Source organism: Cohnella phaseoli, assembly GCF_003386235.1.
In the GTDB taxonomy this organism is placed as follows: Bacteria; Bacillota; Bacilli; order Paenibacillales; family Paenibacillaceae; genus Cohnella; species Cohnella phaseoli.
Genome location: NZ_QRDZ01000004.1, coordinates 62157 through 85573, shown reverse-complemented (window position 1 = coordinate 85573; position 23417 = coordinate 62157). Strand labels below are relative to the sequence as shown.

The following is a 23417-nucleotide window of genomic DNA, read 5'->3' as shown; positions in this document are numbered from 1 at the left end:
CCGAGAGGATGAGAGCGGCGTTGGCTAACCTTCATGCTCGAACGAATACAGTCGACGAATCGAGGAGTAAGCAAGAGACGTTGTCGACGACACGCTTGAACTCCCCTCAACGGCTTGCTCCCAGGCGTCCAAGCATTTCGGATCGAAATGCGTTCCCCGGTTTTCGCGAAGAATCGCCATGGCCTGCTCATGAGACATCGCTTGGCGATAAGCGCGGTCAGAGGTCAGCGCGTCGTACACGTCGGCTACGGCTACGATGCGCGCCAAACGCGGAATCTGCTCCCCTGCCAGACGGTCCGGGTAGCCTTCGCCGTTCCATTTCTCATGATGCGACCGGATAATTTCCAGCTCTTCCTTCATAAAACCGAGCCGCCTGCACATCTCGTAGCCTCTGGCCGGATGCTGCTCGATGATCGACCGCTCTTCCTCATTCAAACGGCCCGGTTTGTTCAAAATTTCGTCGGGAATGTCCAGCTTGCCGATATCGTGAATGATGGAGCCTTGCGACAGAGCGCGAAGCTGATCCGGCGGGAGCTGAAGCTCCTGGGCGATCTGCATCGCGTATAGCGTCACCCGCAGGTTATGGCCGGCCGTATAGACGTCCTTGCTTTCCGTAGCGGCCATCAGCGCTTTAACGCTAGGAGACATTGATTCGGTAATTCTTTCGATCGGGTCCGTCGTAAATAGCGCTCTCAGCGCGCCGGCGAGCGACTTCTTGGCCGCGTACTGACTCTTTAATCCGACCAGCATGACAACCATCGAAGCGAGAAGAAGGAAGTGGTACAGCCACCAGCTCAGCCGCCAAGTCTCTCCGGTTGCCATAATCAGTTGGGACACAATCAGCCATCCCGCACTGTATACAATAGAGAGCTGCAGCGGAAATCTCGAATACTCGTAAGCATGGTAATAGCGATAGATGGTATAGCCGTTAATCAGGATCACGAGCGCGATAGCAATGCCTTTAAGCGGATTAGAATTTAACGGGATGAATGAAATGGCATCGGGGTACAGCAAAGCTAAGCTGCCCAGCACTGCCAAAATGGCCGTCCAGAGAGGCAGCATCTGTTTCTCGAAGCGGATGAAATAGCGAATGAACGGGTGATCGGTTGGCAGTGCGGACATCCATAACCAGAAGGTCGCCAGCAGCACGCTAAGCGATGCGGCAACGCCGGGCAAATGGGTGGCGTGCAGCATTAGATTCGGCGTAGACAAACCGTGCACCATGAACACTTCCGCCAACGAGACGAAGGCTAGCGAGAGACAGCTGATCTTGATGTTGCGCGCCCGCCGCCCCGCAAGACCGACAGCGAAAGCGATCAGCACGGACAGCAGCGCGACGGCGCTAACCACATAGAAGTGCCCTCTCGGCAAGCTCAGATGAACGTCCCACGATTGTCCTCTTACCATCTCGTACAGCAGATAAGGCAGCAGAATCCCGGCCGCCGGTCCGATCATTCTTCTAGTCTTCATCGCAAGCTATGCACCTCGTTAGGAGTGGAAGAATTCCCCTTGGAAATCTATGCTTCTCAAGTGTAACACCCGATGCCTGCTCCCAACAATACGAGGCTAATTGATTTCAAAAGAAATCGGAGTTGTGGATAAGCTGTATGCGTGCGATGCGACAGAAAATATCGTTCCCGTTTGTACGATTTCTCCGCTACTCCCCTCCTTCGAGGTCCTCGACAGCTCATAATAAACAAAGCCCCGCTCCCCACAAAGGGGGCAGGGGCTTCGCCTAAGTCTAAGTCTTAGTCGCTCCGTTGAATTACATTGCGTTTTTGATAAAGCGCTCGAGCATGGCCGCGACTTCCGCGCGCGAGGCGTTGCCGGTCGGATCGAGCACATTGCCGCCTTTACCGGTCAGGATTCCGTTCTCCACAGCCCAGTTGATGGCGTTCTTAGCCCAATCGGAAACCTTGTCGGCATCGGAGAACCCGTTCAGGGACACAGCGCCAATCTTCGGAGAGCCTGCGTAGCGATACAGCATCGCGGCAAGCTGCTCGCGGGTAATGCTGGCTTCGGGCGCGGTGCCATCGGAGATTCCTTTTTCCACGGCCCAGATCAGACCCTTCTCATACCAAGTTGCGCCGCCCGCGGTATCCCGTCCGTCCAAACGAGCCAGAACGGTAAACAGCATAGCACGAGTCATATTGCCGCCCGGCGTGAAGGTAATCTTGCCAGTGCCGCCCATAAGCTCGCGGCTGGCCGCGAATTGCACTGCGCCGTAGGCCCAGTTGTTAGCCGACACGTCAGAGAAGTTCTTGCTATTGTCGATGATTCTGATGTTCACGGACTCTGTCACATTCAGAGTCACTCCGTCCTTAGTAACAACGGATTTAGGTATAATCGTCTCCGTACCGTCCGCGTTTACAAGGGTCGCCACAGTGCCGGGGGTGATCTTCTTCACCGGGATAGTGACTGTAGCGCTCTGCTTGTCCCCGGATAAAATCACCTTCGCGGTGGTCTCGCCCGACGGCTTGGTCACGGTCTCGACCTTCACGTTGTCCTTAGTCTCCGTAACTGTCAGCGTGCCATCCTTCTTAGTCTCCACCACGGATTTGTCCCCGTTGGGCCAAATAGTCGTCTCGGTCACAGTGCCCGTGGTCTTGTCAGTGACGGTATTGGTCGTGCTGCCATCTTCATTCTTCGTTGTCGTGGTAGAATCGGTAGTACTGCTGTCGTCATTATTCGTCGTTCCGCCCGAGCCTGAACCTGAGCCCGAACCGGAGCCGGAAGGCGGCGCAGACGCGTTAACGACTACCGCGGCGATGCCGCTCGTCGTTGCTGCAGTTTTGTTAGCCCCAGCTGCGCCGGGATTCGTGTTGGTCACTACAGCGTAGTAATATGTCGTACCTGTTGTACTCGTCGACGGCGTATAGCTTGCGCTCGTCGCACCGTTGATTGCCGTGCCGCCGCTTCCGTCGCCGTTGCCCGTTTTGTACCATTGATAACTCAGCGTGCCGCCGTCGCTCACGCTTGCCGCGACCGTCAACGCCGCTGCGCTATCTCCCTGAGTATAGGTGCCGTTTGACGGCTGGTCGCTGATCGCCGGAGCCTCCGCGTCCGTCAACGGTGCGCCATCTACTTTCAGCGCAAGATTTTGGTACACATCGCCGTTTAATTGGGCGCGAACCATGATCTGCTTGCCCTGCGCAGCGTTCAACGCAGCAATCAGATTACTGCCGACCAGGGTTACGCCGCTGTCGCTCAGGTCCGCATTCGCACGGAGCGTGACGTCCTTGGAGAGAACATACTGCAGCGTTTGGTCAGGCATCGGGTTATTGTACTGGTCATACACCGTGGCCTTCACGTTAAGAGTCTCGCCCGGCGCAATCGCCATCGTCGGGTTATCGAAGAAGATTCGATGCGGCTTGGGCGCTTCGCTGGAAACCTTGATGTGTTTCGTTTCCTGGAACTTGGCCCGGTCGCGGTTTCCTTCATTGGCTGCGCCTTCGCCAACAACCGTAAATTTCCCGCCATAATAGCCGCTAGAATTCCCGGAATCAGCCAGATAGGCCGTCAGGAAAATGTCCTGGTTCATGGCGGCGTTGGCCGCGACGGTCAGCTCGCCGGTATCTGCATTCAAGGTTAGGCCGTTCATTGTCGTTGCGCTGGAATCCGCCGGGTAAGTCACGCTAGCCCCGCCGACCAGAGCGACACTTCCGCTCGACAGCGCCTTCGAACCGCCTATGTCGTTGGAGAAGCGCCACTTGACAGACAGATCAGGGTTAGCGGAAATGTCGTAAGGCTCCCCGAACTGATCCAGCACCGTCGCGGACAGATTAACGGTCGATCCCTGTTGGAAATAGTCCCACGATGTGTTGTGTCGGCCTTCCACAGGGTTGCCTTCCGCATCTTTCAAGCCGTTGATTACGATAGAAGTAGGAACCGGATCTTTCTTCTTATAAATGCGGAAGTAGTCGAACATGGCTTCCTTCGGCCAGTAGCCGTGATCGTGCCCGTAACCGTCGCCCTCGCCGTTACGTCCCAGATAGATGCTGAGAATCGTCAACATACGATAGTCCGCGGTGCGAGTGGAGACATAGACCGGATGGCCGTCGATATACATCCTCGTGCCGGTGTCGTCCCACTCAAAGCCGTATACATGGAACTCCTGGTACGCGTCGCGCCCACCGGTGTAGCCATCCTCGGTGTGAGTGGTGTAATTATACCGCCCGTAAGGGCTGATCGTCGGGTTCGGCGTCGCGCTTACGTCACTGCCGGCCCACCAGCGCCCGGCAGTCGGGTTGGACGGAGACGAACGGGAGCCGTTCTTGTGGATGACCGGTAACCAGCGGTTATACTCCCCGTTGGGGCTGTTCTTATCGGCCGTGATCTCCAGAATGTCGTACTCCACGCCCTGGTCGGTGGTATAAAATACATAGTTGCCCCAGCTGCCGGGACCAAAGTCGTACATCGCGGATGCAGTTCCAGCCCCGTGCCTGGTGCCGCTCGGTTCCGGTCCGGATAAAGCCTGGGTCGGATGAGAGTCGTCCTGCGCACCGATCATCCACCAAGCGAAATGAGCGCCGTCGCCAGTGCTCGGCAGACGCAGACGAGTCTCGAAGTAACCGTACTTGGTGGTCACGCGGCCATCGAAATCAGGCAGGTCCGGGTCCAGAGCGTTGCCGCGGCCATCCTCCAGCAGATGCTGGTGGTGGCGGTCGCGGGAATAGAGCGCAACGATGGGCTGGTCGCCGCCGTCGTTGGTGCCGTTAAAGCCCTCGCTAAAATCGGGCCGCTGCTCCTTGCTTCCCAGCGCCAGATAGCCGTTCCCGGTCTCGTCCTTCACCATTTCATATTTGGCTTCGCTATTGTCCTTGTTGATCGCCCAGCTCTGCAGGTACTGGGGAATCCAGGCGGTCGTATCCAACTCGGGGCCGTCGAAATCATCGTTGAAGAACAGCTTCCAGTCGGCGGCATTTTTGCCTTCCGGGCCATCCTCAGCATTACGAGTCGGCCAATCCTTGATTTTAGCGTCCTTGATGATCCGCACATTGCGCGTCGCCGATACAGGCGTACCGTTCACCATGGCAGAGGCAGTGACGGCAATCGTCATCGTCTCGGCGGTATTCGGTCGTACGTACAGCATTCCGTCGCTTTCAAGGGTGACGCCGGGAATGCTGGTCTGCCCATTCACATTGGAGGACACGCCCATGTAAGAATAGGTGACCGCGGGGTCGCTCACGAGCGCGCCCGTCGCATCAACTACCTTGGCCGGGAAATAACGTCGATGGAACAGCGAGTCAGGTACGGTGATCGCATACTTGTTATTATCCAGATCAGGCACGGTCATGTAGATCTGCGGTGCAGGCGCTCCTTCGGAGAGCCGTACGCCGTGAACGCCCATATTTCCGCTGGTGTTGTTCAGAGAGAAGTTGACAGTCAGCGGCGCTCCGTCGGCGTCTCCCGCATAGGTGAACGAGAACTTGGCGGCGTATCGACCGCTGATCTTGTTGGCAACGTTCTGCGGAGACAGTGTCTCGGTTTTGGTATACGTGTACTGCCCGCCGCCCTGCTTGGGCATGGTTGCGTTAATGGTAAGCGTCCTGGAGGCTGTCGCCTGAAACGTGAGATAGACATCCAGCGTGCGCTCAATACCATCAGCGGAGGGAGCCGTGAACTGAGCGGTTGTCGTCCCGGTGCGTACCACGGACCAACTGCTGCTGTCTTCCGCCGGGCTCGTACCGTCAATATAAGCAAGGCGAATGTTTTTGCGCTCCTCGTTCTGCCCGTGGACGCGGCTATTGCTCACAGTACCCCCGAAGGTCGCCGTCAGCAGACTGGCGCTATCCTTGCGGTTGATCTTCGCGCCGGTACCGTCGTTGGTAAAACGCATCCAGTCAAGGACGTTGGGAACGCTCAGGTTATCATCGATTTGCGGTACGCCCGGAACAGCGGTGTTGTTGGACACGCTGGAGAACGCGGTCGTCCCGGCCCACGGATTCCTTATTTCGCCCGCAGACCATTTGGAGAAAAGGAAGTCATTGTACTTCTTCGTACCGGTCTGAGAATCTTCGTTGTTCTTGATCCCCGGCTCAGCCGTGCCCAGCACACCGTAATCGACGCCGATCTCCACGTCCGCGTCAGGCATTACGAAGGTTGTTGCGCCGGCATTGGGATCGGCAAAGGAAACAGGTGCCCCGTTGGTCACTTTCCAGTTTTTGAAACGAAGGCCTGTGGGGGGCGCATCGGCCGTGAGCATGACCGTGCTGCCGACATAGACGGCGGTTGTTACGCCCATACCGGTCCCGCCAGCCTCCGCCGCCATACCTCCGGCTACTGTGACGGTTTTCGTTGTCGCATTCTTATATGTAGCGACGAGAGCAACGTCATGGTTGGGCATGGTGAGAGTAGCCGTGGAGCTGTTCACGTCATCAAGCAGCGATGCGTCCATACCGGTCCACGCATCAAACACTTGACCGAAAGGCGCAGCGTCAGCAGTTAACGTGAGGGCTTGGCCCGCGAGGAACTGATCCGCTGGGACGGCGCCCGGCTTGCTAAGCGGTTTGTTGTAAGCTGCTGTACCGCCAATCACGCTGAGAGCGTTAGTAGTCGCATCGAGGATGCACGCAGCCACAGGGCGAATGCCGCTCCAGCTCGCGTTATCGGCGGCAGCCAAAGTAAACGTAACTACCAGCGGGTACTCATTTGCGTCGCCCGTGTAGGTGAACACGTATTTCATCCCGGTAAGGGCATTGGATGTGGCAGCGGTATCTTCTACCCTTTTGTCAAAAGCCGGGACGGTCGCCACCGAAACGCCATTCATAGTAGCGGTAGCGGTTACGTTCTGTCCGCCGTTCACGGCTAGATAGATTTCCAGCGTGCGGGGCTGGCCGTTCGCGGATGGCGCGGTAAATGTAGCGGTTGCGTTGGTCGAGGCAAAGGCCGGGTGCGATCTTCGCATGTTTACGCTCGTGGTGGAGTCCACGGGTACGCCGCTGGACAATACGATGCCATCTGTGTATTTAGGTCCGAACAGCCCTAAATCAGCGTAGTTGCCGCCGTTTTTCACCGAACCGTCGTTCCCGTTGATGTCCACACGATCGCCTAGCACTCCGCTCTTGACATGCTTCACAACGACCGCAGAGCCTGTCAGGTTTTCTCCGGATGCGACGTTCGCGCTGCCTCTGCTAACAAAGTGAACCCAATCAATGATGTTCGGTCTTGTGAAATCCACTAAACCGGGCGACCCGTCCAAGATTGCATGGCGTTCCGGTGTGTTGGCCACATTGTGCGCGGTTCCTATCGAAGCTTTCAAAGCTTCTGCCGTAGCATTAGGGTACACATCCCTGCCGACATACAAAGCCGAGCCGGGACTGGGCGCCGCCGACGCGAAAGGTAAAGCGAAGGAAACCGAAGTAATCGCCATTAGCATGGCGAGGGTCAGCGACAGTCCTCTTCGTACGAATTTCAGATTCATTGCGCGCTCCTCCTGGATCTAATGTTGTTCGATAATCGTGCCTTTAGTGGATACGCCGTTGACGAAGACGCTCCTTCCTCTATTTCTTTTTTTCCAATCATACGACTTCGTGAAAAACACAAGAGACAACGAGACGATTACACCCCTGGATTTACATCGTTTTACTTTAAGCCTTCGTACGAATCTTTTGCCTGCTTAGGAGCTCCTAGAATTCATTATAGGCCTCCCAGGAAACCGCTTTCAATTTTGAATCGTTTACAATCGTTTTAGATTTTTTACCCATGGCCGAATCTACCATTACATGAATGAACGCCCCTGTCTCCCGCAAAGGGGGTGCAGAGGCGTTCGCCTGAAACAGCTATTTCGCTCGCGTTTTACACTGTGTTTTTAAAGCCCTGGAGCCTTCGTCTCCGTTAGCGGCGCACCGTCTACTTTCAGAGCAAGATTTTGATACACGTCGCCGTTCAGTTTAGCACGGACTATGATCTGCTTCCCCTGTACGGCGTTCGTAGCGGCGGTTAAGTTACTGCCGGCCAGAGTTACGCCGCTGCCGCTCAGATCCACGGTCGCACGGAGCGTGACGTCCTTGGAAAGAACATACTGCAGCGTTTCGTCAGGCATTGGGTTATTGTACTGGTCATACACCGTGGCTTTCACGTTGAGAGTCTCGCCAGGCGCAATCGCCATCGCCGGGTTGTCAAAGAAGATCCGATGCGGCTTGGGCGCTTCGCTGGAAACTTTGATGTGTTTGGTTTCCTGGAACTTGGCCCGATTGCGGCAGTTCTCATTGGTTACGTGCTCGTCGACAACTGTGAATATGCCTCCGTAGTAGCCGCTGGAATCTCCGGAATCGGCCAGATAAGCCGTCAGGAAAATATCCTGATCCATGGCGGCGTTGGCCGCGACGATCAGCTCTCCCGTGTCTGCGTTCAAGACAAGACCGTTCATTGTCGTCGCGCTGAAACCCGCAGGGTACGTCACGCTTGCCCCGCCAACCAGATTTACACTTCCGCTTGCTAACGGCTTCGAGCCGCCGATGTCGTCGGAGAAACGCCACTTGATGGACAGATTGGGATTTCCGGAAATATCGTAAGGCTTCCCAAACTGATCCAGTACTGTGGCGGATAGATTAACGGTCGATCCCTGTTGAAAATAGTCCCATGAAGTGTTGTGGCGGCCTTCCACAGATTTGCCCTCCGCATCCTTCAGTCCGTTGATCACGATGGACGTAGGGACCGGATCTTTCTTCTTATAAATGCGGAAATAGTCGAATATCGCTTCCTTCGGCCAGTATCCGTGATCATGACCGTAACCGTCGCCTTCATCGTTGCGCCCCAAGTAGACACTGAGAATCGTTAACATGCGATAGTCTGCGGTACGAGTGGAGACATAAACCGGACGGCCGTCGATGTACATTTTCGTACCGGTTTCATCCCATTCAAATCCGTAGATATGGAACTCCTGATACGCATCTCTCCCCCCGGTGTAGCCGTCCTCGGTGTGCGTCGTGTAATTATATTTTCCGTAAGGACTAGCGACCGGGTTAGGTATCTCGCTTACGTCTACGCCAGCCCACCAGCGTCCTTCGGCGGGATGGGACGGAGACGAGCGGGAGCCGTTCTTGTGAATGACCGGGAGCCAGCGATTGTATTCGCCGTTCGGGCTGTTCTTGTCGGCCGTAATCTCCAGAATGTCGTACTCTACGCCCTGGTCGGTGGTGTAGAATACATAGTTGCCCCAGCCGCCGGGGCCGAGGTCGTACATTTGCGAGCCGCTGCCGGCGCCGTATCTGGTTCCGGCAGGCTTCGGACCGGACAAAGCCTGAGTCGGATGCGAGTCGTCCTGAGCACCGATCATCCACCAGGCAAAGTGTGCGCCGTCGCCGGTGCTGGGCAGACGCAGGCGAGTCTCGAAGTAGCCGTACTTGGTAGTCACGAGGCCATCAAAATCGGGCAGGTTCGGGTCTAAGGCATTGCCGCGCCCCTCCTCCAGCAAGTGCTGGTGGTGACGGTCGCGGGAATAGAGAGAAACGATAGGCTGATCGCCGCCGTCGTTGGTGCCGTTGAAACCCTCGCTAAAGTCGGGCCGCTGTTCCTTGGTCCCCAGCGCCAGATAACCGTTGCCGTTCTCGTCTTTCACGATTTCATATTTGGCTTCGCTGTTGTCCTTGTTGATCGCCCAACTGTTCAGATACTGAGGAATCCACGCGGTCGTATCCAACTCAGGTCCGTCAAACTCGTCATTGAAAAACAGTTTCCAGTCGACGGCATTTTTGCCTTCCGGGCCATCCTCTGCCTTGCGGGTCGGCCAATCCTTAATTTTTGCGTCCTTGACGATCCGCACATTGCGCGTTGCGGATACAGGCGTCCCGTTCACTGTGGCAGAGGCGGTAACGGCAATCGTCATCGTTTCCGCGGTATTCGGGCGAACGTAGAGCATCCCGTCGCTTCCGATCGTAATTCCGGGGATGTCGTTCTGCCCGGCCGCATTGGGGGATATACCCGCGTAGGAATAGGTAACAGCCGGATCGTTCACCAACGCGCCGGTCGAATCAACTACTCTGACGGGAAAATAACGCCGCTGGAAAAGCGAGGCAGGCACGACAATCGCATATTTTTCATTATCCAAGTCAGGAACGGTCATGTAAATCTGCGGTGCAGGCGCTCCTTCGGAGAGCCGTACGCCGTGAACGCCCATATTCCCGCTCGTGTTATTCAGGGAGAAGCTGACGGTCAGCGGCGCTTTGCCGGCATCTCCTGTATAAGTGAAGGAGAACTTTGCAGCATACCGACCGCTGATGTTGTTGGAGGCATTCAGGGGAGCTAATGTCTCGGTTTTGGTATACGTGTATTGCCCGCCTCCCTGCTTGGGCATGGTTGCGCTGATAGTAAGCGTCCGGGCTTCTGTAGCCTGGAATGTGAGGTAAACATCGAGCGTGCGCTCGACGCCCTCTGCGGACGGAGCGGTGAACTGAGCGGTTGTCGTTCCGGTGCGGACCACGGACCAACTGCTGCTGTCTCCCGCCGGGTTTGTGCCGTCAATATAAGCAAGGCGGATATTTTTGCGCTCCTCGTTCTGGCCGTGTCCGCGGCTGTTGCTCACGGTACCCGCGAAGGATGCTATCAGCAGATTCGCATTGATTTTACGGTTGATCTTCTCGCCGGTCCCGTCGTTGGTGAAGCGCATCCAGTCGAGGATGTTGGGAACGCTCAGGTTATCTTCAATCTGCGGCACTCCCGGAACTGCAGTGTTGTTGGACACGCTGGAAAACGCGGTCGTCCCGGCCCACGGATGCCTTACTTCACCCGTAGACCACTTTGTGAACACATAGTCGTTATATTTTCTCGTGCCGGTTTGAGGATCGTCGTTGTCCTTGATCCCTGGCTCAGCCGCGCCCACAGCGCCGTATTTGACACCAATCTCTGCGTCCACATCAGGTGTCACGAAGATCGTCTTCTCGGTTTTCTTCGTCACAATCTTGTGCCCCCTATCTATGATTCGTTTTCCTGTCTAGAAGCTCTCAATTCATTATAGAATTCACTAGAAAACGCACTCAATTATGAATCGTTTACAATCGTTTCAGATTTTTTACCCATGCGAGTTTTGGTGCTGTATCGGAAATATTCAGATTGTAATGCGATCCGAGCTTCTTTGGTTCAATTTATGAACTATGGGAAAAACAGATTGTTGATTTCAGATATTCCAATAAAAAAGAAAATTATGTATAATCTAGTCAGAGGCTGCCGAAAGGAGCGTAGTTGGTTGGAGCCAATTATCTACGTAGCGATTTATACCCTTGAAGCGTTTTGTACTATATCAGCCAGCTATATGTTGTTTCGGTTCCCCTTCAGAGAATTTATTTGGAAGAAGCTTGTTTTGAGTGTTGTTCTGGCGATATTTTCCTATTCATTGAGAGATTTAACTATCATTAACGAATTTACGATTATCGTACCTTTGACTTATCTTCTTGCATACACCCTCTTTATTAATTTTGTCAGTAAAATTAGATTCTTGTGGGCATCCGTGATGATGACTACAGGTTATGCTGTCGTAAGTGTGATTCAAATGCTTGTAGTTCCTATTCTTGGTTTTTTCGGAATCAGTATTGAAATGGTACAAGGAAATCTTGGTTATTTGGCACTTGGACAGATCCTAACCGCGGCCATTATGATTCCCTTCTCCTTCATCTACTATTTTCACGGTTATGGGTTTACTTATGAATTTCCTTCATGGCGTTGGAAACATCTCTGGCTTGTTGTTCTTGAGCTCTTACTTATTGCCATCCTGTTACGTTTTGTATATATAAATATGCTACTTACTTTAATAATCGCTGCAATACTTACGCTGGTTGCACTCCTAATTCTGAGTAGAAGTATGGAGAAGGAGGAAATAACTAGTGAACTGGAGCTATAGACTTGCCAACCATCTTGCAATTAAAATCCACGCCGCAAACCCTCAGCATCCTGTCAGTCTTCCTGTGCAAAGATACGCAATCGAGACGGTCATATCATATACGATTATTAATTCCATATCATTAGGCATCGGCCTTATGTTCGGAAAGGCTCTACAAGTATTTATCGTAATGGTCGGTTTTTCTTTGCTTCGATTAATTACTGGCGGGCGGCACTTTTCTTCACCTACTGCATGTATTGTTACTACGATTATTGGATTTAATGCAGTTCCGCTACTAGCCGAGTATATTCATCTGCCGCTCCATACTTTTGTAATAACAGTAGGAAGTCTGATCTTGTGCACCGTATTCGCCCCTCAAGGAAAGCGCTCTATTATAAAGCAGCACCATATCATTAAGCTGGCAGGAGGGGCGATTATAGCAGTTAATTTTATTGTTGAATCGCCATCTCTCGCTATAGCATTTCTCCTGCAAACCTTGACGTTGGTACATTTTATCAGAGGAGGTGAGGCGAATGAAAAAAATTAAGCTAATGGCTCTGTTCACGATTTCGACTGTTTTAGGACTAGTTGCCTTTGCACAAGCTTCCTTTGCATGCCAATATGCGATGTATGATCCTGAAATGCCTGAAGAATTGCAGTAGGAGGAGCTTATGGAGTGGATCAAGGAGCTCCCAGTAAGTAGAGACCCTAAAGGTGCAACTGGCATCGTGTCGTTGCCAATGGACTCCATTCTATACATCCACTTCTATGAAGCTACAATTCAAGTCCACACCGCAGCAGAAAAATTTTACTTTACGCTAGGGAGCAATCTGAGCGTGCTTGTCGATAATCTCAACAACTCGGGCTACCAATTCGAGAAGACAGACCGTGCTCAGGTCGCGGATTATCGACGATTAAGTCGTATTGAGAAAACGGAGTTTTTTCAATACAAAGGTTATTTCGAGGGAACGGAAAAGTATGTTATTTTCTCAGAGAGCAATTACAAAAGAGCTTTAAAAATACTAAGGGATCGCTCGGAGTAGAGCGATCCCTTAGTATTGCAGGCTGTTATAGCTCCCCATCGCACCCTAGCCCCATATGCGTTACGCCCCACTGTTATCAAGCTAAGCTGACTTGCGCGGCTTGTTTTAGGGGCATTTTTTTGGCCTACACAGGGCGGGGCCGCAGCCCCTAGACACTTTTTTTGGCCTTCACGGGAGCGGTGCAGCAGCCCCAAGGCACTTTTTTGGCCTCCACGATGGTGGCGACGCAGCTCCGAGGCACTTTTTGGGCCTTCACGGGAGCGGTGCCGCAGCCCCAAGGCACTTTTTTAGCCTACACGATGGCGCCGACGCAGCTCCGAGGCACTTTTTTGGCCTACACGGGGCCGGCGACGCAGCTCCGAGGCACTTTTTTGGCCTTCACGGGAGCGGTGCCGCAGCTCCGAGGCACTTTTTTGGCCTACACGGGGCCGGCGACGCAGCTCCGAGGCACTTTTTTGGCCTTCACGGGAGCGGTGCCGCAGCTCCGAGGCACTTTTTTGGCCTACACGGGGCCGAGGCCGCGCTCCAAAGCACACTAACCTGCCCGCTTACGAGCTCGCAGAAGACTACAGCTTCCGCTGTCGCCAAATCAAATAAAAAGCCGCCTCCCGAATAACATCAATCAAGATGTTATCGAGAAGCGGCTTCATCGATTACCCAAATATCGCCTGAATGACCGGCTTCGTGTGGCCGCCCGGATACATGAGGTACAGCAACACGTAGACGGTAATGCCAGTAATGACGGTAGCGAACCAGATCGTCGCGGTCGTTCGTCCAACCTTCCGATGCTTGGCGAACTTCTTACGGAACGCCAACGTCAGCGTCGTGATGCCGAAGACGGCAGCTACGGTCGCCAGTACGATGTGGAAGAGCAGGAAGATCAAGTAGACCGTTTTTAAGCTGTCGGGTCCGTTAAACGTCGTATTGCCGATGAAAATCGTGCGGGATACGTAGATGATGAAGAACAAGCTCGCCGCGATCGCCGCTGCGATCATCACCTTCTCGTGCGCCTCGCGCTTCTTCAGGATAATCAGCCGCCAGCCGATGGCGACCAGGATCCCGCTAATTAGAATAAAGCTCGTGCTTACGAGCGGAAAAATCTCATACCAGGACATAAGCTTCCACCTGTTCTATCGCCGGATAGGATATTCCAAGCTTTTTCCTCTATTGTACCTGTACGAACGGCCCAGTTCAAACGTTTAGCCGGATCGTCACACATTGTTAATAACTGCTTACTCCGCCGCCGGCTCCAGCACGCTGTCTTCGTCGCGAGAGCGATCCCTGCGATACCATTGCATGAACACCGTGTACAACGCCGCAACGTTAATGGCTTCCTGCAACAGCTTCATGACGATTCCTCCAAGCTGCTGGTCGTCCGTTGCGCTCATCAGGTTAAAAAAGTTCGGACCCTCGAACTGCTTCAGCAGCTCGGCCGGATCTCCCGATACGCAATATCCCATAGCTTTGGCCCAAACCTCGGGATCGTTATAAACACCGAATAACGGCTTTCCTGCGAAGATGATCATCACGCATGCCGGCGTAAGCAGCAGACCGCTCATGAAAATATAGGCCAATGTCAGCATATGCGACATACGCCGCCACTCCGGAATCGGACAATACACATGCCACCACATAGACATCGCGCTTAGAAACATCAACGCGTAATAAATCCGGTGAACCGTGAAATGCGTCATGATCCAGTCATGGTTGTCCGGCATGTGGTACATGGAGAACAGCATAACGAAGGCCAGCATACCAACGATCGGATTCGTCAAAACGCGGAATATTTTCTTCTGCCAGAATGCCCCTCCGAACGCGGCGCGCCACAGCCAATCCGGTATGCCGTAGATCAGCATCGGCGGAACGAGCATATAAGCGAGCGCCATATTGGTCATATGGAAGGTGAACATCAAGTGCCCCAATAAGCTCAGCGGCCCGCCTTGGGTCAAATATAGCAACAGAATCGCCGAAATGAACGAAAGCTGGCGCATAACCGACACAGGCGCGCTGGCTGCGAAATGATGCCTCCAGGGTCCGACCACGAACGTGTAGAGGACAACAATCACCATCATGAAGATCATAAACGCCGGACTCCACAAATCTGCGAAAGAGAAATATTCCAATCCCATCATTGTCGCCGACCTCCTTTCGAATGCAGAATGCAAATTGCAGCAGACAGATCCATGAAAAAAGAGAGGACGGATTGCGGCCCGCCTCTCTGAAATTTGCTACTGCCCGGGAATTACCACCAAACCCAGTACAGCGCCATGATGACCATCGTAATTACGACGATAGCTCCGCCGATGATTCCGATAATCGGGAACAAATGTCCGCGATCCTTCATATGCATCCAGTAAGCCATCTGAATGATGACTTGAACGACGGCCATCGCCACCAAAATGATGTACGTGAACGTCTCATTGATTTCGCCTGCAGCTACTGCGGCAAAAGCGATGATCGTCAAGGCAAGGGAGAGAATAAAGCCGACGACATGCTTCTGTGGCCCCTCTACCTTATGACGCTTAGGAAGCTCATTGGAAGCCGTCTCGTTGTGATTGCTCGACAAGTTAACCAGCCACCTTTCCCATCAAGTAAACAACGGTGAAGATGAATACCCAGACAACGTCGATAAAGTGCCAGTACATGGCGGAAATGTACACTTTGGGCGCGGTAACGACCGTAAGCCCTTTTTTGAATACTTGGCCGATAACCAGCGAGATCCAGAGTACCCCGAAAGCAACGTGGGCGCCGTGGAAGCCGACCAGCGTATAGAACGAAGAGCTGAATGCGCTCGTCGAAAATCTGTGGCCTTCGCTCGCATAGTGCCAGAACTCGTAAATCTCCAAACCAAGGAACCCAAGGCCGAGCAGAATCGTAATGATCAGCCATACGACCATCGATTTCTTGTTATGGCGATGCATCGCCTGAACCGCGAACACGCTCGTCAAGCTCGACGTCAGCAGGATCATCGTTGCAGCAAAAATCATTGGCAGCTGGAACAGCTCTGCGGCCGCAGGGCCGTCGCCAATATTGTGGCGCAAGGCCAAGAATGCCGCAAACAACGTTCCGAACAAGACAACCTCTGCTCCCAAGAACAACCAGAAGCCCAAAATTTTATTGCGGGCCTCCAGAGTCGCTTTCTCCGGTTCGTGAGGAAGATGCCCTTCTACGTGGTTGTGTGCGCTCATGCTTGCACCTCCTTATCCTGATCTTCCGGTTCGATATGGAAACCGTGATCGTCGACCAAAGAACGGATAGCCATGCACACGAGCGTAATCGCCAAACCAGCACCTGCAACGATCAAATGGTCGTACATAAATCCGAAACCGGCGATAAACAATCCGATACTCATAAAAAACGGCAGAATCGACGGAGAAGGCATGTGAATCGAGCCAACCGGTTCGGCCGGCGTCATCGCAGTCTTCCCTTCCATCTTTTCCTTCCACCAAGCATCGTATCCGCGAACGAGCGGAGTCTGCTTAAAGTTATATTCAGGTGGCGGAGAAGGAATTGTCCATTCGAGCGAACGTCCGTCTTCCCACGGGTCGTTGGACGCATTGCGCGGCTTCGCCCAAGTAATGAAGATGTTGATCACGAATGCGATCGTCCCGATTCCCATCAAGAACGCGCCGATCGTACTGATGAAGTTCATGTTGTCGAAGCCTTGACCGCCCAGGTACGTGTATACACGACGCTGCATGCCCAGCAAACCAAGGAAATGCTGAATGAAGAACGTCATGTGGAATCCGATAAAGAATGTCCAGAACGTAACTTGGCCAAGCTTCTCGTTCAGAACGCGTCCGAACATTTTCGGCCACCAGTAGTGCAAGCCGGAGAAAATACCGAGAACCAGACCGCCGACGATTACGTAGTGGAAGTGGGCCACGACGAAATACGTATCATGGTACTGATAGTCGGCTGGCGCGGATGCGAGCATTACGCCGGTTACGCCGCCCATTACGAAGGTCGGAATAAATCCGATTGCGAACAGGCTCGCCGTATTGAAGCGAATCGAGCCGCCCCAGAGCGTGAACAGCCAGTTGAAAATTTTAACCCCGGTCGGAACCGCGATCAGCATCGTTGCAATCGAGAACAAACCGTTGGCTACCGGGCCGAGTCCTGTCGTAAACATGTGGTGAGCCCATACCATGAACCCGAGGAACGCGATCAGTACCGTCGCGAATACCATCGAGCTGTAGCCGAACAGACGCTTGCGGGAGAACGTGCTGACGACTTCGGAAATAATTCCGAAAGCCGGAAGGATCAGGATGTATACCTCGGGGTGACCGAACACCCAGAAAATATGCTCCCAGAGTACGCCGTTACCGCCGTTGGCAACGTCGAAGAAATTCGCGTTGAACAACCGGTCGAACATGAGTGCGACCAAACCTACCGTCAAGGCAGGGAAAGCAAATACGATCAGAGCGGACGTAATGAAAATCGCCCAAGTAAACATCGGCATTCTCATGAACGTCATGCCGGGAGCGCGCATGTTGATGATCGTCGCCATAAAGTTAATACCGCCGAGCAGCGTACCGATACCGGCAATCTGCAGACCGAGCACATAGTAGTCCACTCCGTGTCCTGAACTGTAGTACTCACCGGCAAGAGGCACATATGACGTCCACCCCGCATCCGGAACCGCACCTGCGAACCAGCTCAGGTTCAGCAGCAATCCGCCGAAAAAGAACGTCCAGAAGCCAAGGGAGTTCAAGAACGGGAACGCAACGTCGCGCGCGCCGATCTGCAGCGGAATAACCGCATTCATCAGTGCGAACAACAGCGGCATCGCCGCAAGAAAGATCATCGTTGTTCCGTGCATGGTAATCAATTCGTTAAAAGTGTCACCGGCGACGACATCATTCATCGGCTTAAGCAGCTGAATCCGAATGATGACCGCCTCCAATCCGCCGATCAGGAAGAAGAACAATCCCGCGATCAAATACAGGATACCGATCTTCTTATGGTCGACGGTCGTCAGCCAATCCATCAAGCCGCTATAGCGCTTGACCTTGTGTCCATGTGCATGTGCTGCTGCCAAGGCCACGTACCTCCTTCAGTTCCCGCTGATTAATAGTCAAGCTTATATTCAGCCAAATACTTGGCTATGCCCGCAATCTCTTCCTGCGTCAAATCGAAGTCTTGTGCGCCAGGCATCATTGCGCCTTTCTTGACCTTCTGCGGATCGGTAATCCAATCCTTCAGGTGCTGCTCGATGCCGCCGCCTTCGTCGTTGAACAGAATGCCGGCAACCGTCTCGCGACTGCCGAGGCCGGTTAAGTTCGGCGCGCTGTTGCCGCCGTTTTCTCCTACCGCGTGGCAGCTTAGGCACTGAGCGGTAAATTTCTCGGCGAGCTCCGCATCTGCAGGCATAACCGCAGGAGCCTTCATCGCCGCGACCCAACGGTCGAACGATTCAGGGCTAACAGCCTTGGCCTTAAATTCCATCAATGCGTGAGAAGGTCCGCACAGCTCCGCGCACTTGCCGCGGAATACGCCTTCTTTAGGGAACTCCAGGAACATTCTGTTGGTCGAGCCCGGGTTCGTGTCCATCTTTCCGCCGATTGCAGGAATCCAGAACGAGTGCTTAACGTCGGCAGCAGCCAGCTCGAAGGAGATCTTCTTGCCCGTTGGAACGATCAGATCCTGAGCGGTCGTAATGCCGTAATCCGTGTACTCGAACTCCCACCAGTATTGGTGAGCCGTAACCTTAACCTGTACGGCGTCTTTATCCTTACTGTAATCTTTGGCAAAGCCGAATACGTTCTGAATCGTCGGCACTCCCAAGATGAGCAGCAGAATGATCGGAATAACGGTCCAGATCACTTCCAGCTTGTGGTTGCCTTCCACTTGCTTTGGAATCGCTTTATCGCCTTTCTTGCGGCGGAAGCGGATCAGAACGTAAATACAAATAGCGAACACGACGACAACGACCAATGTCATAATGCCAATGGACAGTTTCATCAATTCGAATTGTTTCTCAGCTACCGGTCCTTGCGGATTCAGAGTTGAGAGGTCTTCTCTTCCACATGCTGTCAGCAGCAGCACGAGTCCCGTCATCAGCGGCAGCAACCGCTTCATTACAGGCCACCGTTTCATCATATCAACTCCATTTTGACATTTTCATAGAAAAACGCATGCCTGTCCGGCAGACGTTCTCCACATGTACACCTGTTGGACCAAGCAACCCACATTTCACCCTCGAGTCCGAAAAATCCGTGATGCAGCGGTTTTTTTCCAAACTCCTGCCTACAAGTACTCTAATAAATATAAAGATTGTTCCTCCTTTTTGTCAATGTTCACAGAACAGTTCACAAATTGTTCTTAAAACTGTCAAAAAGGCCGCCATTCTAGGGATTTCGCACACTCAAGCGATCCTTTAAAGTGCGATTCGCGCTTGACATACGTTCATTATCGCCGGGATTGAAGCCGTATCCTTCCTCAACTTCTTTTTTCCATTTCGTCCGCTTTTTATGTGCGCTTCTGCGCGCATACTTTGCCCGCTTCGATCGAAGTCTATACGATAACGATTTGTCAAGGAGGGTTGTCAATGACAACGGCCCAACGTTTATGCTCGGCGGCTGCCGCAATCGCTCTGCTGCTCGCATCGCTGACCGCATGCAATTACAAATCCTATTTCCAGAAAAGCGCTCAGGATTACTCAAGCCGGACGGCCAACGATCCGAAAATGTCCCAAATGCGCTCCTACGGCTCCGTAACCGCCAATCCGAAGCAGCATGAAAACCGTTATTTCGAATTCAGTTCGGCGCTTTCGAACAAAGTGGCGTCTCTGCCCGGCATCAACACCGCGCTTGTGTTCGTTACGGACAAAAACGCGTATGTGGCCATTATGACCGACTGGTCAGCAACCGGAACAAAGGCAAACGGCGACGCTCGCGGCCGGGAGCAAGACAACACGGGAACGACCGAGGGCGTCTACAATGTCACCAACGGCAGCTCCAAATGGGACAATCGCCAGGTCGCCACGCCTTATAATTCGTACTATACGCATAAGGACGCGAGCGACCTGTCCACCGAATTGCGCCAAGTGATCGGGACGACCGTACGCAAGCATTTTCCTCGGGCTCAAGAGGTGCACATTTCCGCCAATCGGGAATTCGTCAACCAGTCGCTCGAATACGCGAAAGAAGCTTGGATGAAAAAGTCGCTCGCGCCGCTTACGAAAGACTTTAATACGCTTGTCGGTTACACTTTCGGCAATGGCAACGAAATTCCGCTTCCCCTCTATTTAAAAAAGAAGACGAATCCTTAATTGTCTCAACCCCCGATACATCCGCAAAAAAACAGCCCGGAGAGGCGCAATGCGCCCTCCAGGCCGATTGTCTGTTCACCGCTTATGAGGCGGGAGTGTTCAATTTGGTCAGCTCGCGTTCCACGAATACCGTCAATTCGTCTTCGTATCCGCCGGTAATCCGGTATTTGCGGATGTAATCTTTAACAAACTTGCGTGGATCTTTGGGTCGGAAAATTCTCGTCAGTTCTCGCAAACTTTCTTGAACCTCGTTGTGGCTGCGTTTGGCCATGCGATTCCCTCCCAGTGGAATGATTCCGTTCCTAATTGCCGGAACGGAGGCGTAATTCGCCACCGGAGAACCCACAAGCATAAACGTCAGTCGCCACACACGGCGACCTGGGCTTACGTTCGAGACGATTCGGAGAAGAATTGGAGATTAGGCTTCCCTGAATCTCTTACAAGGGTTCTTCCTTCAAACTCGATGTTCCACCGCTAGTTGCCATATAAGAAAACGTCCTGCATTATTTGATTATAACATTTATCGGCTGGGGGATAAAGCACAAAACGCACAGCCATTTACAAGCATTGCTTCGTTGCGCCGTTCGCCGCTATTCCCGTTCCGCATCTCTAACCTCGAACCAATGCTTCTCGCCGGACAGCGAAAACCGTTCTCCAGAATGAAGCTCGTATTGAACTCCAGGCTTCAACCGCTCTCCGTTGATTAAAAAAGTACCATTCGACGAGCCGTTATCTTCAAGGATAAACAACCGGGAATCTTCTCTGTACTTAAGCGTGCAATGCACCCTGCTGATATCCGACGCTTCGTAAGGAAATAAAATCGCGCAGCGCGCTGGGTCCCGTCCGATAGTCAATCTGCGATTCAGAATACGGAAACAGCTGCCCGCATGCTCTCCCTCGATTCCGCATAGCATCGGCTCCGAACCGTCGGCGGTCTCCGCTGCGCCAGGCAGCGGCAGCAATTGGGTCATTGGAATCGTGTAGTCGGTAAGCGAATGATCCTCTTCCCCTTGTTCCTCGTTGTCCTCGTCCTCGCTCGTCTCCTCGGCGTTCCAGCTCGAGGAGCTCTGGTCGTCATCCGATTCAGATTCGTTGCCTGCGGACTGAGCCGCTTCATTCTCCTTGCCCTTGACGGTCATCTGCAAGAACGCGACGACCGCGAATACTGCGACCGCAATTCCGATTCCGAGCGCCGCAAGCAGCGGAAGCGTGCCCATTTGCGCAACGTTGTTGATGACCCGGGCTTCGGATGCGAACGCGCGGCTAGGCAGCATAAACGCCGCTATCCCCGCGATAGAAGCGGATAATGGCATGCGGAGCCGACGTTCCCCGCGGAGCTTCAGCGGCCCCCTTTCTATTCGTGATCTGTTCCGTTCCGTCAACCCGCTCACCTCCTGCCGCCCTTCCTATTGTAAACGCTTTCCTCTTTAGTCAGAAAAGAAAAGTATATAGGACGTATTTACAAATATTATATCTAAAAAGGAAGGCGTCTTCAATTGCCCGGCATGACTTTGCCGAGCTGCGTCAGCGGCAGGCTGTCTCTGAACTCGTAGCTGGAGGGGGCCTTATATGCGGCAAGCCGTTCCCTGCACCACCGGTCGAGCTGCATTTCCGACACTTGCCAGCCGTCCTTCGCGACGACAAGCGCTTTGATCGCCTCCCCGCGATACGCGTCCGGCACGCTAACGACGAAGGCCTCTTTAATCGCAGGATGCTCAAACAGCACCTCCTCCACCTCTCTCGGGTAGACGCGATAGCCGGCCGTCAGGATGATGTCTCTTTTCCGACCGATTATCGTAAAATACCCGTCCTCATCCATCGTTCCGATATCTCCGGTGCGCAACCAACCGTTCTGCAGCATCTCCTTCGTCTCGTTTGGCCTGTTCCAATACCCCTTCATCACTTGCGGCCCGCGAACCGCAAGCTCTCCCGCTTCTCCCGGCGCAAGCGGCTCCCAGCCGGCCTCTCCGACAATGCGCGCATCCGTATCCGGAAGAGGAAGGCCGATCGTCCCGTTTTTGCGGAAGCCCCGAATCGGATTGCAATGCGTCACCGCCGAAGCCTCCGTCAAGCCGTAGCTTTCGATCATCTGCCCGGCCGTCAGCCGCTCGAACCGCTCCTGAACTTCCAGCGGCAACGGAGCCGCTCCGCTGATGCAAAGCCGGACGGATGCAAACTCGTTTTCCTGCGTCTGCGGATGGTACAGAAGAGCGATAAACATCGCCGGCGCGCCGGGAAAAACCGTCGGTTTGCGGCGTCGAATCGTCTCCAGCGCCAGCTCGGGTTCGAAGCTCGGGAGCAGCAGCAGCGTCGCCGCTCGGCTGACGGCCTGGTGGAGCAGCACATTCAAACCGAAAGCATGAAACATAGGAAGCGCAGCCAAAAACCGCTCCTTGCCGGCCTCGAGCCGATAGCTCCAAGCGTTCATTTGCTCTGTGTTCGCCAACAAATTGGCGTGGGTCAGCATAACCCCTATCGACTCGTTCGTCTCCCCTCCGGCGTATTGAAGCAGCGCCAAATCTTCGTCCGCATCCACCTCCTCGCACAGAGCCGAAGCTTTAGCCTGACCGACGAAAGACGACCATCGCTTTAATCCCTTTTCTCCTTTGTAATCGACCTTAAAGCTCGGCTGCTCTCTGCGCCTGTTCCTCGGATACAGCAGATTGTACGGGAAAGGCAATCCGTCCCCCAACGTCGTCAAAACGACGTGCTTTAGAGCGGTATGCTCCCTGGCTTTAGTTATACAAGGCATCCGTTCGTCAAGCGCAATGAGCGTAGTCGCTCCGCTGTCGGCCAACTGTCGCTGAAGCTCGGATTCCGTATTGCTCGGGTCCGCCTGTACGACAACCGCTCCCGCCATTAACGCCCCGTAATAGGAGATAACGGCCTGCGGGCAATTCGGCAGCATAATGGCGACGCGATCCCCTTTGGACACCGGAAGGGACTTTAGCGCGTTCGCCATTTTGCGGCACTGTCGCAGCAGCTGTTTATACGTGCAGCTTCTTCCGAGAAAATCGAGCGCCTCCCGATTAGGGTAAGCTTCCGCCGCATCAATCAGGAGCTTGGCGACATTGTATTTCGGGTAATCGCAAGAGGGCTTTACGAGAAGCGGGTATTTCCGTACCCAACGTCTGTCGTCCGAACGAACATCGAATGTTTCGACCATGCCGCGATCCTCCCCTTTATGAGACCTGACACTGGTAAATTTATTCGGCAAACCGTCTCCCATATGCCCCCTTCGGCAAAAAAGGCAAGAAAAAGCGCTCCCCCCGAAGCCGGGAGAGCG

General features: G+C 53.6%; 18 protein-coding genes. 6 read left to right on the top strand and 12 right to left on the bottom strand.

Translation table 11 applies throughout. The annotated features are described in order from the left end of the window. Positions 1–24: 24 nt before the first annotated feature. The 3 genes from DFP98_RS06660 to DFP98_RS06650 form a co-directional block, all read right to left on the bottom strand. Positions 25–1470: an HD-GYP domain-containing protein gene (locus tag DFP98_RS06660; RefSeq protein ID WP_116059790.1), complete on the bottom strand. Its 1446-nt coding sequence runs from the start codon at positions 1468–1470 to the stop codon at positions 25–27. A gap of 295 nt (positions 1471–1765) precedes the next feature. Then, positions 1766–7423 carry an S-layer homology domain-containing protein gene (locus DFP98_RS06655; RefSeq protein ID WP_116059789.1) on the bottom strand — a complete coding sequence of 1886 codons (5658 nt, stop codon included), beginning with the start codon at positions 7421–7423 and terminating at the stop codon, positions 1766–1768. 387 nt (positions 7424–7810) lie between these two features. Then, the gene (locus DFP98_RS06650; protein ID WP_116059788.1) at positions 7811–10897 is read right to left on the bottom strand and encodes a glycoside hydrolase family 16 protein; all 3087 of its coding nucleotides are present in this window, start codon (positions 10895–10897) and stop codon (positions 7811–7813) included. A gap of 288 nt (positions 10898–11185) precedes the next feature. Between DFP98_RS06650 and DFP98_RS06645 the strand changes: the two genes are divergently transcribed. From DFP98_RS06645 to DFP98_RS06625, 5 genes are all read left to right on the top strand, one after another. Beyond that, the gene (locus DFP98_RS06645; protein ID WP_116059787.1) at positions 11186–11836 is read left to right on the top strand and encodes a hypothetical protein; all 651 of its coding nucleotides are present in this window, start codon (positions 11186–11188) and stop codon (positions 11834–11836) included. Next, positions 11820–12362, top strand: coding sequence for an accessory gene regulator B family protein (locus tag DFP98_RS06640; RefSeq protein ID WP_116059786.1), 543 nt, complete (start codon positions 11820–11822; stop codon positions 12360–12362). Before DFP98_RS06645 ends, DFP98_RS06640 begins: the two co-directional genes overlap by 17 nt. Beyond that, a complete protein-coding gene (locus DFP98_RS06635; RefSeq protein ID WP_116059785.1) occupies positions 12349–12477 on the top strand; it encodes a cyclic lactone autoinducer peptide in 129 nt (42 codons plus the stop codon). The genes DFP98_RS06640 and DFP98_RS06635 overlap by 14 nt, the downstream gene beginning before the upstream one ends. 9 nt (positions 12478–12486) lie before the next feature. Then, on the top strand, positions 12487–12858 hold the full coding sequence (locus DFP98_RS06630; RefSeq protein ID WP_116059784.1) for a LytTR family transcriptional regulator DNA-binding domain-containing protein: 372 nt from the start codon (positions 12487–12489) through the stop codon (positions 12856–12858). 179 nt (positions 12859–13037) lie between these two features. After that, on the top strand, positions 13038–13397 hold the full coding sequence (locus DFP98_RS06625) for a hypothetical protein (protein WP_220377059.1): 360 nt from the start codon (positions 13038–13040) through the stop codon (positions 13395–13397). A 114-nt stretch (positions 13398–13511) separates the two neighbouring features. Here the strand turns inward: DFP98_RS06625 and DFP98_RS06620 are convergent, their stop codons facing one another. From DFP98_RS06620 to coxB, 6 genes are all read right to left on the bottom strand, one after another. After that, positions 13512–13973 carry a DUF420 domain-containing protein gene (locus tag DFP98_RS06620; protein WP_116059782.1) on the bottom strand — a complete coding sequence of 154 codons (462 nt, stop codon included), beginning with the start codon at positions 13971–13973 and terminating at the stop codon, positions 13512–13514. A 117-nt stretch (positions 13974–14090) separates the two neighbouring features. Then, on the bottom strand, positions 14091–14990 hold the full coding sequence (gene ctaG, locus DFP98_RS06615; RefSeq protein WP_116059781.1) for a cytochrome c oxidase assembly factor CtaG: 900 nt from the start codon (positions 14988–14990) through the stop codon (positions 14091–14093). Positions 14991–15100: 110 nt separating this feature from the next. Continuing rightward, positions 15101–15424 carry a cytochrome C oxidase subunit IV family protein gene (locus tag DFP98_RS06610; protein ID WP_116059780.1) on the bottom strand — a complete coding sequence of 108 codons (324 nt, stop codon included), beginning with the start codon at positions 15422–15424 and terminating at the stop codon, positions 15101–15103. Between the two features lies 1 nt (position 15425). Beyond that, positions 15426–16046: a cytochrome c oxidase subunit 3 gene (locus DFP98_RS06605; RefSeq protein WP_116059779.1), complete on the bottom strand. Its 621-nt coding sequence runs from the start codon at positions 16044–16046 to the stop codon at positions 15426–15428. Next, positions 16043–17848 carry a cytochrome c oxidase subunit I gene (gene ctaD / locus DFP98_RS06600; RefSeq protein ID WP_116060003.1) on the bottom strand — a complete coding sequence of 602 codons (1806 nt, stop codon included), beginning with the start codon at positions 17846–17848 and terminating at the stop codon, positions 16043–16045. The genes DFP98_RS06605 and ctaD overlap by 4 nt, the downstream gene beginning before the upstream one ends. A gap of 80 nt (positions 17849–17928) precedes the next feature. Continuing rightward, on the bottom strand, positions 17929–18960 hold the full coding sequence (coxB, locus tag DFP98_RS06595; RefSeq protein WP_116059778.1) for a cytochrome c oxidase subunit II: 1032 nt from the start codon (positions 18958–18960) through the stop codon (positions 17929–17931). A gap of 448 nt (positions 18961–19408) precedes the next feature. Here coxB and DFP98_RS06590 point away from each other — a divergent pair, with 448 nt between their 5' ends. Next, positions 19409–20131: a YhcN/YlaJ family sporulation lipoprotein gene (locus tag DFP98_RS06590; RefSeq protein WP_116059777.1), complete on the top strand. Its 723-nt coding sequence runs from the start codon at positions 19409–19411 to the stop codon at positions 20129–20131. Between the two features lie 82 nt (positions 20132–20213). On the opposite strand, the gene DFP98_RS06585 is transcribed toward DFP98_RS06590, so the two are convergent. The 3 genes from DFP98_RS06585 to DFP98_RS06575 form a co-directional block, all read right to left on the bottom strand. Continuing rightward, entirely contained in the window at positions 20214–20402 is a 189-nt protein-coding gene (locus DFP98_RS06585; RefSeq protein WP_116059776.1) for a hypothetical protein, read from the bottom strand. A gap of 319 nt (positions 20403–20721) precedes the next feature. Next, the gene (locus DFP98_RS06580; protein WP_116059775.1) at positions 20722–21513 is read right to left on the bottom strand and encodes an FHA domain-containing protein; all 792 of its coding nucleotides are present in this window, start codon (positions 21511–21513) and stop codon (positions 20722–20724) included. A 110-nt stretch (positions 21514–21623) separates the two neighbouring features. Continuing rightward, positions 21624–23297, bottom strand: coding sequence for a long-chain-fatty-acid--CoA ligase (locus DFP98_RS06575; protein ID WP_116059774.1), 1674 nt, complete (start codon positions 23295–23297; stop codon positions 21624–21626). Positions 23298–23417: the final 120 nt, after the last annotated feature.